Origin of the sequence: Burkholderia sp. AU31652, from assembly GCF_002223155.1 — a bacterium.
Taxonomy (GTDB): Bacteria; Pseudomonadota; Gammaproteobacteria; order Burkholderiales; family Burkholderiaceae; genus Burkholderia.
In genome coordinates, this window is the sequence record NZ_NKFG01000003.1 from 1500877 (window position 1) to 1514554 (window position 13678).

Sequence of the window (13678 nt, forward strand, 5' to 3'; positions counted from 1 at the left end):
CTCCGTCAGGCGGCCGGCGCGGGTTTCGCCGCCGGTTGCTTCACGTACCAGTAGTCGATGATCCAGTCCTCGTATTGATAGGAGTCCGGCACGATCGCCGGGTGGCCGAGCGTCGCCTTGTACGCGATCCGCGCATTCGGCAGGTAGTACTGCGGGATCAGCGCGTACAGATTGATCAGCACGCGGTCGAGCGCGTGCGTGGCCGTCTCGAGATCGTCGAGCGTGTCGGCCGCGAGCGCCGCGCGGATCAGCGCGTCGACGGCCTTCGACTTCACACCCGGATAGTTCTCGGAGCCCGGCTGCGACGCGGCCGCACTGCCGAAGCGGCGCGTCAGCTCCGCACCCGGAATCGTCACCGGCAGGTAGATGTACGTCGTCATGTCGTACTCGAAATTGTCGAGGCGCTTCAGGTAGACCGCGCTGTCGATCTCGTGGAGATACGCGTGGATGCCGAGCATCGCGAGCGCCTGCGTGTACGGCAGGATCAGGCGGTCCATGCCGGGCTGGTCGTCGATGATCTCGATCGTCATCGGCGTGCCGTTCGCGTCGCGCAGCGCACCGTCGCGGTAATGCCAGCCGGCCTGCGCGAGCAGGTCGCGCGCCTCCTTCAGGTTCGCGCGCAGCGAGTTCGGCGGCAGCGTCGACGGCTGCCGGACCATCGGGCCGAACACCTCGGGCGGCAGCGTCGAACGGAACGGTTCGAGCAGCGCAAGCTCCTTCGCGCTCGGCATGCCGGATGCCGCGAACGGGCTCGCCTCCCAGAAGCTGTTGGTGCGGCGATACTGCCCGTAGAACATCATCCGGCTCATCCAGTCGAAGTCGAACGCCAGCGCGAGCGCATGCCGCACCCGCACGTCCTGGAACATCGGCTTGCGCATGTTCATCAGGAAACCCTGCATCTGCGCGGGGCCGTCGGGAAACTCGCCGCGCTTCAGCATGCCGTTGCGAAAATTCTTGCCGACGTACTTGCGCGCCCACTGCGTCGCGCTGTATTCCATGCGCGCGTCGATGTCGCCGGCCTTGAACGCTTCGAGCGCCGTGTACTGGTCCAGGTACAGCTTGAACGACACGTGCGCGAAGCGGAACATGCCGCGTCGCGACGGCAGGTTCGCTGCCCAGTAGTGCGGGTCGCGCACGTAGCTGATCTGCTTGTCGTTCTTGCGCTGGTCGATCAGGTACGGGCCGCTCGCGATCGGCGGCACGTTCGCGATCTGGTCGAACGGCGGCCGCGTGCCGTCCGCGCGCTGCCCCCATTTCGGCGAGAACACCGGCAGGTCGCCCGCGATCAGCGCGGCGTCGCGCTCCGCGTGCTTGAACTCGAAGCGCACCGTGTGGCCGTCGACCACCACCGCGCGCTTGATGATCGAAAACTGTGCGTTGTACAGCGGCGACGCCTGCGGGCTCGTCAGCGTGTCGAACGAATATTTGACGTCGACCGCGGTGATCGGGTCGCCGTTCGAGAAGCGTGCGGCCGGGTTGATGTGAAACGTCGCCGACAGCCCGTCAGGCGCGATGTCGACGTCGTCGGCGATCAGCGCGTATTCGGATGCGATCTCGTCCCAGCTGCGCTGCATCAGCGTGTCGAACATCAGGTTCTTGATGTCCGGTGCGGGCGCGCCGCGCACGAGGAACGGGTTCAGCGAATCGTAGCTCTGCGCCTCGTCGTAGTTTTCGAACTGGAGCGTTCCGCTGTCCGGCGCATCCGCATTCGCGTAGTCGAAATGCGTGAAGCCCGGCGGATACTTCGGATGGTCGTATTGCGAGATCGCCGGCACCGCGAGCGCGGCCTGCGGCAAGACGCCGCCCGACACGAGCCACACGGCGCACGCGAGCAGCGCGGCGCGCGCGGCGGTGCGCATCCGCCCGTGCGTGCGCGTCAGGTGCGAGTGGCGCGGCACGCGTGCCCGTCGCCCATTCAACAGTCTCATGGTCAGTCTGTCCGGAAGCGTGCGGGTGTGAAGCCTGCACGCAATCGATGCCCGTGCCGGACGCCGCATACGGCCGCGTCCCGCGGATGGTTCGTGCTGTCACGATCGGATGAACTGCACCGCCGCGCGTCCCGGTTGCGGGCCGTCGTGGCACCAGGCGAAAAAAGGCCGCCCCGAAAAGGGGGTAGTGGACGTGGAGCGGCCTGTCCAAAGCCTGTCAGTGCATCGCGATCGCCGTCAGAACTTGTACGTCGCGCCGACCTGCGCGAACCGGCCGATGTACGAGTACACCGACGTGTCGTACCCGCTCTGGCTCAGCGTGCCGTTCGCGAAGATCGGGTCGTACGGCGGCGTGCGGTTGAAGAGATTGTCGATGCCGCCGTAGATCGTCCAGTTCTTGAAGCCCGTGTACGTCACCATCAGGTTGAACTGGCTGTACGAACCGACCTTGCTCGGCTCGGGCATCAGGTTCTGCGCGTACGGCCCCGTGAACTGCCACGTCAGCGCCGCATCGAACTTCCGGTAGTTCCAGTCCAGCGTCGTGTTGCCGCGCCAGCGCGGGAAGCTGCCGCCGAACGGCTGCGTGATCGTGAAGTTGTTGCCCGCGCCGTTGACCGGCGCGGCGCCCGGGAAGCCGATCTTGTAGCTGTTGACGTAAGCCCAGTCGCCCGACAGCGTAATCGTGCCCCACCCCTTCAGCGGCAGGCCCTGGCGGAACGTGCCTTCGAAGCCGTTCGTGTCGAGGTAGCCGAGGTTCTGGTACGGAATCACCTTGTACAGCAGCTGGCCGGTCGTCGGGTCGGTCACGACCTGCGATGGCTTGCCCTGGCCGATCACGTTGTCGATGCGGATCTTGTACCAGTCGAAGCCGAGGTCGGTGTAACGGCTCGGCGAGACCTGGAAGCCGATATTGAGGTTGCGCGTGCGCTCCGGCGCGAGGTTCGGGTTGCCGACGGTGATCGACGTGTAGTTCTGGCCGGTGGCCGGATCGACCTGGATGCCGAGCGTCTGCGACTTGCTGTCCTCGACGAAGGTCGGCGCGCGGAAGCCGCGGTTGTACGACGTATACAACGTGAGCGCCTTGATCGGCTGGTACCGCAGCGCGAAGCGCGGCGAGAAGGCGCCGCCCACGTCGGTGTAGTGATCGTAGCGTCCTGCCTGGCTGAACGTCAGGTTCTCGATGATCGGTATGTTGATCTGGTAATAGATGGCCGCGACGTTGCGCTGGCCATCCACCGTCTCGAGGTCCGGCGTGATGACGGCCCCGCTCAGGTACTCGGAACCCGGCGTCAGCGTTTCGCTCTGGTGCGTGAACTGCGCGCCGAAGCCGATGCCGACGTCGCCGGCCGGCAGATGGAACAGGTTCGGCGTCGACAGCGTCGCATCGATCGTGTCGAGCTTCGAGATGCCGAGGTTGTTCGCTTCCTGGAACAGCCCGTTGAACGCGTTCGGCGTCGCGGCCGGGTTCGCGAAATTCAGCGTGCCGTTCTGGTAGATGTTGTTCAGCGCGTTCACGTTCAACTGGTTCGTGAACACGTTCGACACCGTGCTCTGCGAATGGCTGACCGACGTCGCCCAGTCCCAGTCGCCGTACGGCAGCGTAAACGACCCCTTGATGCCGGCGGCCGCCCGCCAGTAGTTGGCCCAGGTCTTTTGCGCGACCGTGTTCGGAAACGCATAGGTGAGCGGCGTGGCCGCGCCCGTCGTGTTGTACGGGTTGCTGGTCGGCACCGTGTAGTTGAACGGCGACAGCAGCTTCGTCTGCGGATTCCACACGAGCGCCGGGCTCTGCGAGTTGCCGATCACGTTGTTCCACAGGCCGTCGTTGGTCGTGGTCGTGTTGTAGCTCTCCATAAAGTCGGCGAACGCGGTCGTCTTGTCGTCGATCTTGAAGTCACCATGGAGCTTCGCGTTCAGGCGCTCGGTCATCGGCAGGATCGACGTGCTTTCCGCCGTGTTGTACCCGCAGATGGTGCCCGGCAACCCGGCCGACAGCGAATTCGACGCGGCCGGATGAACCGAGCCGCCGAACGGGCAGCCGCCGGTCAGCGCCTGCGCACTGCCGTCGGGCATGTTCCAGTAGGACGGCGCGAGCAGCGAGAAGCCGCCCGGCTTGCCCGTGAAGTCCTGGTTGCGCGTGGAATCACGGTCGGCCAGCGTGAAGCCGTTCGACTTGTAGTAGCTGAGCGCGGCCGTCACGTTGAAGCGGTCGGCGTTCAGGTCACCGAAGCCGCCGAGCACGCCGAACTTCATCGTGCCGTCGCCGTTGCCGGCGTTGATCGCGCTGCCGAGGCTGCCGTCGAGCTGCAGGCCGCGGAAATTGTGTTTCGTGATGATGTTGACGACACCGCCGATCGCGTCCGAACCGTACTGCGACACCGCGCCCGTCTTCACGATTTCGATCCGCTCGATGTCGTTGAGCGGGATCGTGTTGAGGTCGAAGAACGAGTCGACGCTGTTCGAGAAAAATGCATACGGCGCGACGCGCTGGCCGTCGACCAACACGAGCGTGTACTTCTCCGAGAGGCCGCGCAGTGCAATGCCGGCCGCGCCGGCCGCGAAGTTGCCCGATTGCCCTTCGCCCCAGCTGTTCGCCGAGTTGGCTGCCGCATCGCGCAGGAAGTCGGCGACGGTCACCGCGCCGCTGGCCTGGATTTCCTTCGGCGTGATCGTCTGCACCTGCTGGAAACCCGTCTTGTCGGCCTGCCGGATCAGCGAGCCCGTCACTTCGAACCGCTTGATCTGCGCGACCTTGCCCTGCCCGTTCGCGGCGGGTGCGGCAGCCGTCGCGTCGGCTGCTGCACCGGGTGCCGCATCGGGCGCCGCAGCGTCCGGTGCAGCGGCGCTGCCCGCCGTGCCGCCCGCCTGTGCAACGGTCACGGGCGCGCCGCTCGCGACCGCATCCGCGATCGCGACGGCGCCCGGCGCCGGCTGGCTCTCGGCGAACGCCGGCGGCGCCAGTACGGCCGTCAACGCGAGTTCCGCCCAGACTATCCTCTTGATGGCCAACGCCAAAACTCTCTGCTTCATCTTGTTCCCTCTCGCTCGTAGTAAGACCCCACCTGCTGTGCGCCGGAACCTTGTGAATTCCTTGCGCGTCCTGGGTGCCCGTGTACCGGAACCCGCGATTGCCACGCTTTCGACTGCCACGACTCGAACGGATCGGCCTCGTAGCACCAGCGCCATTCAGCATCACCGTCTTTTTCTATTTTGATTCGTCATACTAAACACCTACATTGAGCGCATTGCCTGCTTCTTCCCGGCTCGACCGGCGGTTGGTTCCGTAAAACGCGAACCTGTATGCGCGCCACACTGCGCACCCTCTGCCGTCGACCGGGTACTTCTCCTTCCTGCCGGCCGCCTTCGCTAGAACAGCCTCGGCGTGCCGACCCAGACGATCACCGCCTCTTCGTCGGCCGTGTTGCGCCACGCATGCGGCATCGTCGATTCGTAATGCGCGGTATCGCCCTCGTTCAGCGTGAACGTGCAATCCTCGAGCGTCAGCGCCACCTGCCCGCGCAACACATAGACGAACTCCTCGCCCGCGTGCGTCGTCATCTCGGACGACAGCTGCCCCGCCGGCATCCGGACGAGAATCGCGTCGAGCTTGCGGCCGTCCACCAGGTTCGTCAGCCTGGCGAACCGGCTGGCCGAGTTCGTGAACTGGAAATACTGCAGCGCGTTGCCGCGGCATACCGAGCGCGCTTCCGTCGGCGTGTCGATGAAGTACTGCATCGTCACGCCCAGCGCCTTCGCGATCCGCACCAGCGACGTGATCGACGGCGTCGCCCGCCCGCGCTCGACCTGTGACAGGAACGGCTTCGAAATGCCGGCGATCGTCGACGTTTCGTCGAGCGTGAGTTTCAGGCGCTGGCGCAGCGCCCGGATCTTGTTGCCGAGCGACACGGCGACGAGCACCGACTCATCAGGGGGCAAAACCATGGAAAGACGGTCCCTCGCAGTCGAAATCGGTTTGATGTCGTCAAGCCGCGACCGATGCCGTGACACGACCGGCCCGGCGCGATCCCCCGCTGCACGCTGTCGCGACGTGCAAGCCACGCGCGGTGCGGCGGCGCACTCGCGTCGTGCGGCCGCGCAGCGTTCGCTCATTTCATTCGGTTTACTAATTAACAAGGTTGCCCCTTTTCATCGGCTGACCTGCCCGTCGTGCATCCGCGCGATCGCGGCGGCACACCGCTTGCCGACCGCCAGCGGTGCGCGCGGCCGTGCACGTCCGTTGCGTTACCGGGAGGCCACCACCGCCCAGAGCCGTGCCAGATCACCGGAACCATCGGTGCCCTTGACCGTGCGCAGCACCTGGACCGCACGCGCTTTCTGGCCGGCCACGTAATACGCCTCGCCGAGCCGCAGCCGCGCCGCATCGGGATGCTCGAGCCCGCCCTTCGCGATCGCCTGCTCCATCATCGGCAGCCCCTGCTGCGCATGGCCCTCGAAGACGAGGTTCATGCCCGCGTCGATCGGCGCTGCCGGCGTCGTGGCGTCTCCGCCCGATTGCGCGCGCTTCGCCGCGAGCGCCTGCAGCCGCTTCTCGCGATCCGCCTGCGCATCCTTGCCGAGTACGCCGGATGCGAACCCCTGGTCGATCACCTGCTTGCCCTCGGCGGGCGAGCCCGCCACCAGCGCGAGCTGCGTCATTTCCATGTACGCGTTGGCGGTCGAGAGCGAGCCCGTCGCCCGTCGCAACCGGTAGATGTCGAGGTCGAGCGACGGCAGATACCCGGGGTTGCCGCGAATGGCCGTGACCATTTCGTCCCAGTACGCGGGGCTCGGGTGATAAGCCACCAGCAGCCCGAGCGCACCGCGATACGCGTTGCCATCCTTCACTTTCTGCGCGCAGGACGCCAGCATCTGCAACTGCCCTTCATCCGGTGCGTGTCCGCCATTCGCCTGCGCGTCGGTGCTCGCTTTCAACTGGCTCACGAGCGGTGCGCAATCGTTCGACAGGTAGTAAGACTGCGTGAGCAGCGTGCGCATTTCCGGATCCGAGCCCCCCGCCTTCAGGTAGCGCTGCGCGACGCGGATCGCCAGCGGGTAGTTCTTCTGCTGGAAGTAGATGCCGGCCAGCGCCGCCGTGGTCCGCTGCTCGTCGTCGCCCGAGAGCCGCCCCGCGTTCAGCACGCTCTCGTACGCCTGCGCGGCCGTGCCCGAGTCGCCGGCCGCCATCGCTGCCGCGCCGCGCATTTCTTCCACCACGGTGGTTTCGTACGGCGTCCGGTTCGGCACGGCGGCCGCCTGGGCGATCTTGCCCAGCGCGTCGCGATACTTGTGCGCGCGGTACAGCTCCTGTGCGGCCGCCAACGGTTTCGCCACGTCCGGCCGCAGCGCGTCCGCCGGTAGCGCCGGGCGTCCGAGCAGGGCTGTCGCACCGAGCGCCGTCACCGCCATCATCCGTTTCCATCGTCGCTGGTTCATCGGTTCGTCCGTGTCGTCATTGCATGAACTGTTCGTTACCGATCAGGCCGATCTTGGTCGCGCCCACGCGTTGCGCGGAGGCGAGCACGGCGGCCACGTCCTTGTACGGCACCAGCTTGTTGGGACGCAGATGAATCTCCGCCTGCACGGGTTCCGCCGCCACCTGGGTCAATTTCGACTCGAGCGCCGCGCGGTCCGGCACCGGCGCGCCGTTCCATGTCGTCGTGCCGTCGAAGTCGATGTCGATCTGCACGATTTCCGGCGGCGTGGCCGGCGGCGGCGGATTACCCACCGGCAGGTCCATCTTCACCGAATGCATCTGAATCGGGATCGTGATGATCAGCATGATCAGCAACACCAGCATCACGTCGATCAGCGGCGTGGTGTTGATATCGACCATCACTTCCGGTTCGGCATTGCTCCCGCCCGAAGGCACGTTCATTCCCATCGTCGACTCCTGTCGATCCACGTTAGCGCTTTAGCGCTTACGTGGATCCCATGCTTCGCGGTCGACCCACGTTAGCGCTTTAGCACTTACGTGGATCCCAAGCTTCCCGGTCGACCAGCGTCAGCGCTCCACCACTTGCCGCCGGCCCCCTGTTCCCCCCGATTCCGCTGCGCGACTATCCCCCGCGCGCCGGCGGCTCCGTAATGAACGACAGCTTCGCAATCCCCGCGCGCTCGCACATCGTGACCACCCGACCGATGAACTCATAACGCGTGTTCTGATCGCCCCGCACGTGGACGCTCGGCTGCGGCTGCTGCTGCGACACGTCCTTCAGCTTCGCGAGCAGCGTCTGTGCATCCACCAGTTGCTCGCCCCAGAAGAAATCGCCATCGCGGTTCACCGCGATCTCGATGCTCTTCGGCGTCGTCTGCAGCGGCTGCACCGTCTCCTTCGGCAACTGAAGCTGGATCGTGTGCGTCACGACCGGAATCGTGATCAGGAAGATGATCAGCAACACCAGCATCACGTCGACGAGCGGCGTCGTGTTGATGTTGGCGATCACCTCGTCGCTATCGTCCTGCCCGACGTTCATGGCCATCGCGCGTCTCCGTCAGCCGATCAGTTCGCGAGCGACGCAGCGGCCGGCGACGATGACGACGCGCGTACCGGGCGCCGATTGCCGGCCAGCAGCACGGTATGCAGCTGCGCGCCGAAGTTGCGCACCCGCTCCATCACCGACTTGTTGCGGCGAACCAGGAAGTTGTAGCCGAGCACCGCCGGCACGGCGACGGCGAGGCCGATCGCGGTCATGATGAGCGCCTCGCCCACCGGGCCCGCGACCTTGTCGATCGACGCCTGCCCGGCGATGCCGATGGCCGTCAGCGCGTGATAGATCCCCCAGACGGTGCCGAACAGCCCGACGAACGGCGCGGTGGAGCCCACCGTGGCCAGGAACGCGAGCCCGTCCTGCATCCGGTTCGACACGTTCGTGATCGAGCGCTCGACCGACACGTCGATCCACGTGTTGCGGTCCACCGCTTCCAGCAGCGCGTCTTCATGATGCTCGCCGGCCTCGATCGCCGTTTCGGCGATGAACCGGAACGGCGACGCCTCGTCGAGCAGCTTGGCGCCCTCGGCGAGCGACGGCGCGGTCCAGAGCTGTGCGTCCGCCAGCTTCGCGCGGCGATTGGCCCGCAGTTGTTCCAGGAACTTCGTGATCATGATGTACCAGCTGCCCATCGACATGATCACCAGCAGGATCAGCACGAAACGGGCGACGAAATCGCCGTTCTTCCATAGCGCACCGAGCCCGTACGGATTCTCGACCGCTTCCGTCGTGGCCGGCGCGGGCGGCGGAGCCGGCTCGGCGGCCGCCGGAACCGGGGCCGGCGCGGCCGACGGGGCTGCGGCCTGCGCCGACGTGCCGGTCGCGCCGCTTGCCTGCGCGTGTGCGAGCTGCGGTGCAACGAACCCGTCGATTGCGGCGACGGACATCAGGATGCTTGCCGCCAGCGCGGCCAGTGAACGCTTCGTCATACCCCACTCCAGTTATTTCGGTGAACTTAGCACGTCAGTTCGAGATGGTTTTTCCGGCCCGGATCGCGCCGGGCCGCCCACTGCATCAATTCAGATTGAACGAAAACGGAACCTGGACCCGTACCGACTGGCCCTGCGCGACGCACTTGAAGCGCTTCACGGTATTGAAGGCAGCACGATCGAGGATCGGATCAGCCGACTGCGCCACACGCTCGTTCGTGATGTTCCCTTCCGCATCCACGACGAACTCGATCGTCACGTCGCCGGTGATGTTGTTTTCCTGCGCTTCTTTCGGATACTGGATCGACGCGCGAAGCGTGTCCGAATTCGGGCAGACCACCCCCACGTCATGGCTGACGGGCTTGGCCGGCGCGGGAGGCGCCACGACCGGCGCCTGCACGGCCGGTGCGGACGGTACCGGGGCCGACTGGTGCGTGATCGTCGCCTGCGGCGGCGCCTGCACCGGCACCTCCGGCGGCGGGACGAACGGCGGCGGCGGCGGCGCGAATTTCGGCGGCGGGAGCTTGACCACGGGCATCGGCGGTGGCGGCGGCGGCTTGACCGGCTCGATGATGCGGGTTTCGATCGGGTGCTGGATCACCTGCACGACTTTCGTCGCGAGGCCGTTGAGCAGCGCGTAGATCAGCACGGCATGCAGCACCAGCACGATTCCGATGCCGCCGAACCGGCGCACCGGATTCTGTTGCTTCTTGCCGAACTCTCGCGGACGGCCCAGCGTAGCCAGTCCGCTGTTCGACGTAGCCAGACGTTCTTCGACTTTCATGCCCACTATCCATCCCCCAAGCGATTCGCCCAGTTTCGGATCGCTGCCGGCGGCGAAGCCAGGTCGGCATCGCCACCGCATCAACCCGAACATTTCATTTCAAATTCAATTAGCAATCCGAATTGAAAGAATTCAATTCGAATGCCAATTCATTCTTTTCAAGGAATCGTTCCGGCCGGCGCGGCCCGGTTATGCACCGAAAAAACGCGCCAGCACGTTCAGGCAATTGTCAGCTGAGCGGGCGGCACCTTTCATTTCGTATGACGACCCGCCGTTCGTTACACGGTGATGTCATTGGCGCCGTTCACTTGGGTGCAGACAATAGCAAGGAAAAAATTTTGACGTCAAACTTTATTTGATACCCGAATACAAAGTTTGGAGGGTTTATTCAAATAATATTCCGGTAAGCCCAAACCAACCTTTTATTATAAAAACGGTAATTGAATTGTATGGTTATATGCGAAAACGGATATTAATCTGTTTCGACATAAATATCGGCACATTTCCCGCGCCGCACCAAAATGGGCCGCGCCGGAAGCGCCCGGCAGGATACGCCCCTCCCCTCATCGGTCGTCGGATACGCTTGATCAACTGACTCGAACCGGCCGACACCGCGTCCTCGGAACGTCCGAAACCCTACGGATATCCGGAAATTTGCTCTGCAATGCGATGCAAATTTCATGATGGCCTGGCACGCGACGAAACGTCGAAAATAACTTCGCATATCGAATTAAATATCGCCCGACCACTTGCCGCCTCGACACGCGGCCGTGTCAGACACGCACCGACCAGCGCCCTTGCCCCGCGCGCGTCAGGAGTGCATGCCCTGCATCTTGTGCGAGAAATGCGCGCGTTCGGCCGTCTCCATCAGCATCAGGAATTCGTCCTGCATCATGTGGATCAGCGCTTCGTGATCGCCGGCCTCGAAATAGACTTCCGGCTGCTGCGCGAGACGTTCCTCGAGAAACGTCTTCATGCCGTACGCCATGCACACCGGCGGCAATGCGCCCATGTCGCAATCCTTGAACAGCTCGCGCAACTCGACCTCCCGGGCGAGCACGAGATGGCGTCCCGTCTTCACCCAGAGATCCGACAGGCGCACGGCGTGCGTGGTCGGCAATACGGCGGCGACGTAGCCTTCGTCGTCTTCGAGGAGCACGGTTTTCGCGAGGCGATCGCCGGGAATATGCGCGGCGGCGGCCGTCTCCATGCTCGTATGGCTATAGGGGTGGTACACCACTTCGTACCGCGATGACTTCTGACGCAGGCAATCCTGCAGGGTGGCTGATACAGGCATGGCACACCTCGTCTTGGCGAAACGGGCGAACGGCGTTCGCACCGGATTCGTTCAGCATAGGTCGCATTCCGGCGGATGGAAAACCTCACCGCTCCCGTGCTTCGCACCGACTCGACGCACGGGTTCAGTCCCCCGGATCCAGTCCCTTTTCACGTAGCCATTCCCGATTGAACAGCCGCGCGCGATAGATGTCGCCACGGTCGCACAGCAAGGTCACGATCGTGTGGCCCGGGCCCATCCGGCGGGCCAGCCAGACCGCCGCCGCGACGTTGATGCCGCTCGATCCGCCCACGTACAGCCCCTCCTCGCGCAGCAGCCGGTAGACCATCGTCACGCACTGCTGATCATCGATCCGCACGGCATCGTCGATCGGCGTGTCCGCAAGGTTCATCGTGACGCGCGTCGATCCGATGCCTTCGGTGATCGAGCTGCCTTCCGCGCCGAGGTCGCCCGTCTTCACGTACCCGTAAAGCCCGCTGCCGTGCGGGTCGGCCAGCACGATCCGGACGTCCGGCTTCTGCTGTTTCAGATAACGGCTCACGCCGGCCAGCGTGCCGCCCGTTCCGGTCGCGCACACGAAAGCATCGATCGTGCCTGCCGTATCGCGCCAGATCTCGGGCCCGGTCGTCTCGTAGTGCGCCTGGCGATTGACGACGTTGTCGAACTGATTGGCCCACACCGCGTTGTCGAGTTCGTCCGCGAGCCGCCCGGCAATCTTCTGGTAGTTGTTCGGGTCACGGTAGGGCGCCGCCGGCACCGGGCGCACCTCGGCGCCGAGCGTGCGCAGGATCGCCATCTTGTCCGGCGATTGCGTGTCGGGAATCACGATCACGCAGCGATAGCCGCGCGCCGCGCAGATATGCGCCAGGCCGATGCCGGTGTTGCCCGCTGTACCCTCGACCACGGTGCCGCCCGGCTGCAGCACGCCACGCCGCTCGGCGTCGCGGATGATGTAGAGTGCCGCGCGGTCCTTCACCGACCCGCCCGGATTCATGAATTCCGCCTTGCCCAGGATCTCGCAGCCCGTCTCGGCGCTGAGCTTCGCCAAGCGAATCAGCGGCGTGCGCCCCACGCAGTCGACGAAGCCTTGTCGCACGTCCATGTCGCCCTCCATTGCCTTCGCGCAGCGCGCGCCACACACAACGAAGGATAGGCCGCCCGCGCCGCTTTCGTCGCCGGCTGCAGCGTACTAAGCTTGAAGCGCCCATTGCGGCCCACGCGCCGCATCGCGAGACGAGGTCCGCCATGCTGCAACTGCAAACCGTTGCCGTCGACAAGCCCGAGACCGTGAACTTCATCCTCGGCCAGTCGCATTTCATCAAGTCCGTCGAAGACATCCACGAGGCGCTGGTCGGCACCGTGCCCGGCATCCGCTTCGGGCTCGCATTCTGCGAGGCGTCGGGCAAGCGGCTGGTGCGCCACTCCGGCACCGATGCGGCGCTCGTCGACCTTGCCTGCCGCAACGCCGGCGCGATCGGCGCCGGTCACGCGTTCATCGTGTTCCTCGGCGACGGATGCTTCCCGGTCAACGTACTCAACGCGATCAAGGCCGTGCCGGAGGTCTGCCGGATCTATTGCGCGACCGCGAACCCGACCGAGGTGATCGTCGCGGAAACCGCGCAAGGACGCGGGATCGTCGGCGTCGTCGACGGCTTCGGGCCGCTCGGGGTCGAAAATGACGACGACATCCGCTAGCGCAAGGATCTGCTGCGCACGATCGGCTACAAGGCGTAGGGATACCCCCGCCCGGCGGCCTGTAGACCTGGCTGCATGGAAGGCGCGTTGCGGCCGGGATTCCAGGACGGGTAGCGCTCAGACCGTTAGTTGCATTTGTGGTCACTGAAGCGCGCCGCCCTCCGCGTCGTGTCGCCGCCGTCCGCGTGCCCTATACTGCCCGCAGCAGACTGACTGACGGCGCGCTGACGCACCGGCCGCCGCGATCCTTCCCGGAGCCGCCATGCATTACCAGTTGACCTACGAACTCGTCGACGATTACCTGTCCCGTCGCGAACCGTTCCGCGCCCAGCACCTCGCGCTTGCGCAGGCTGCGACCGAGCGCGGCGAACTCGTGCTCGCCGGCGCGCTGTCGGACCCGGCCGATCAGGCCGTGCTCGTGTTCGAAGGGGATTCGCCGGAAGCGGCCGAGTCGTTCGCGCGCGCCGATCCGTACGTGCAGAACGGCCTCGTGAAATCGTGGCGCGTGCGGCCGTGGCGCGTCGTGGTCGGCAAGCACGCGCCGCCCCAAGCGTGAC

Annotated in this window: 12 protein-coding genes; 2 read left to right on the forward strand and 10 right to left on the reverse strand. The window is 65.2% G+C overall.

Features of this window, described 5'->3' with window-relative positions:
* Positions 1-5: 5 nt before the first annotated feature.
* The 10 genes from CFB40_RS09490 to CFB40_RS09535 all read right to left on the reverse strand — a co-directional run bounded on the left by CFB40_RS09490 (position 6) and on the right by CFB40_RS09535 (position 12528).
* Positions 6-1928, reverse strand: coding sequence for an extracellular solute-binding protein (locus CFB40_RS09490; protein ID WP_089431119.1), 1923 nt, complete (start codon positions 1926-1928; stop codon positions 6-8).
* A gap of 237 nt (positions 1929-2165) precedes the next feature.
* A complete protein-coding gene (locus CFB40_RS09495; protein ID WP_089431120.1) occupies positions 2166-4958 on the reverse strand; it encodes a TonB-dependent receptor in 2793 nt (930 codons plus the stop codon).
* Between the two features lie 336 nt (positions 4959-5294).
* Positions 5295-5870, reverse strand: a complete 576-nt coding sequence (locus CFB40_RS09500) for a helix-turn-helix domain-containing protein (RefSeq protein ID WP_027787334.1) — start codon at positions 5868-5870, stop codon at positions 5295-5297.
* 300 nt (positions 5871-6170) lie between these two features.
* Positions 6171-7361, reverse strand: coding sequence for a tetratricopeptide repeat protein (locus CFB40_RS09505; protein WP_089425489.1), 1191 nt, complete (start codon positions 7359-7361; stop codon positions 6171-6173).
* A 16-nt stretch (positions 7362-7377) separates the two neighbouring features.
* Positions 7378-7809 (reverse strand): ExbD/TolR family protein, encoded by a 432-nt coding sequence (locus CFB40_RS09510; protein ID WP_011352157.1) that lies wholly within the window; start codon positions 7807-7809, stop codon positions 7378-7380.
* 175 nt (positions 7810-7984) lie between these two features.
* On the reverse strand, positions 7985-8407 hold the full coding sequence (locus CFB40_RS09515; protein WP_021160935.1) for an ExbD/TolR family protein: 423 nt from the start codon (positions 8405-8407) through the stop codon (positions 7985-7987).
* Positions 8408-8427: 20 nt separating this feature from the next.
* Positions 8428-9345, reverse strand: coding sequence for a MotA/TolQ/ExbB proton channel family protein (locus tag CFB40_RS09520; RefSeq protein WP_089431121.1), 918 nt, complete (start codon positions 9343-9345; stop codon positions 8428-8430).
* Between the two features lie 85 nt (positions 9346-9430).
* Positions 9431-10129 carry an energy transducer TonB gene (locus CFB40_RS09525; RefSeq protein ID WP_089425491.1) on the reverse strand — a complete coding sequence of 233 codons (699 nt, stop codon included), beginning with the start codon at positions 10127-10129 and terminating at the stop codon, positions 9431-9433.
* Between the two features lie 811 nt (positions 10130-10940).
* Positions 10941-11426: an aminoacyl-tRNA deacylase gene (locus CFB40_RS09530; protein ID WP_031401741.1), complete on the reverse strand. Its 486-nt coding sequence runs from the start codon at positions 11424-11426 to the stop codon at positions 10941-10943.
* A gap of 124 nt (positions 11427-11550) precedes the next feature.
* On the reverse strand, positions 11551-12528 hold the full coding sequence (locus CFB40_RS09535) for a cysteine synthase A (RefSeq protein WP_089425926.1): 978 nt from the start codon (positions 12526-12528) through the stop codon (positions 11551-11553).
* Positions 12529-12671: 143 nt separating this feature from the next.
* Here CFB40_RS09535 and CFB40_RS09540 point away from each other — a divergent pair, with 143 nt between their 5' ends.
* Both CFB40_RS09540 and CFB40_RS09545 read left to right on the forward strand, forming a co-directional pair.
* A complete protein-coding gene (locus tag CFB40_RS09540) occupies positions 12672-13121 on the forward strand; it encodes an adenosine-specific kinase (RefSeq protein WP_089431122.1) in 450 nt (149 codons plus the stop codon).
* 262 nt (positions 13122-13383) lie between these two features.
* Complete coding sequence (locus CFB40_RS09545) at positions 13384-13677, forward strand: YciI-like protein (RefSeq protein ID WP_089425493.1); 294 nt, start codon at positions 13384-13386, stop codon at positions 13675-13677.
* The last annotated feature ends 1 nt before the right edge of the window (position 13678 follow it).

What these genes read in the sequence shown, in the direction of transcription:
- CFB40_RS09545 (WP_089425493.1), top strand. Translation starts at nt 13,384, where the DNA reads ATGCATTACCAGTTGACCTACGAACTCGTCGACGATTACCTGTCCCGT.
- CFB40_RS09500 (WP_027787334.1), bottom strand. Translation starts at nt 5,870, where the DNA reads ATGGTTTTGCCCCCTGATGAGTCGGTGCTCGTCGCCGTGTCGCTCGGC.
- CFB40_RS09505 (WP_089425489.1), bottom strand. Translation starts at nt 7,361, where the DNA reads ATGAACCAGCGACGATGGAAACGGATGATGGCGGTGACGGCGCTCGGT.
- CFB40_RS09530 (WP_031401741.1), bottom strand. Translation starts at nt 11,426, where the DNA reads ATGCCTGTATCAGCCACCCTGCAGGATTGCCTGCGTCAGAAGTCATCG.
- CFB40_RS09525 (WP_089425491.1), bottom strand. Translation starts at nt 10,129, where the DNA reads ATGAAAGTCGAAGAACGTCTGGCTACGTCGAACAGCGGACTGGCTACG.
- CFB40_RS09495 (WP_089431120.1), bottom strand. Translation starts at nt 4,958, where the DNA reads ATGAAGCAGAGAGTTTTGGCGTTGGCCATCAAGAGGATAGTCTGGGCG.
- CFB40_RS09520 (WP_089431121.1), bottom strand. Translation starts at nt 9,345, where the DNA reads ATGACGAAGCGTTCACTGGCCGCGCTGGCGGCAAGCATCCTGATGTCC.
- CFB40_RS09510 (WP_011352157.1), bottom strand. Translation starts at nt 7,809, where the DNA reads ATGGGAATGAACGTGCCTTCGGGCGGGAGCAATGCCGAACCGGAAGTG.
- CFB40_RS09540 (WP_089431122.1), top strand. Translation starts at nt 12,672, where the DNA reads ATGCTGCAACTGCAAACCGTTGCCGTCGACAAGCCCGAGACCGTGAAC.
- CFB40_RS09515 (WP_021160935.1), bottom strand. Translation starts at nt 8,407, where the DNA reads ATGGCCATGAACGTCGGGCAGGACGATAGCGACGAGGTGATCGCCAAC.
- CFB40_RS09490 (WP_089431119.1), bottom strand. Translation starts at nt 1,928, where the DNA reads ATGAGACTGTTGAATGGGCGACGGGCACGCGTGCCGCGCCACTCGCAC.
- CFB40_RS09535 (WP_089425926.1), bottom strand. Translation starts at nt 12,528, where the DNA reads ATGGACGTGCGACAAGGCTTCGTCGACTGCGTGGGGCGCACGCCGCTG.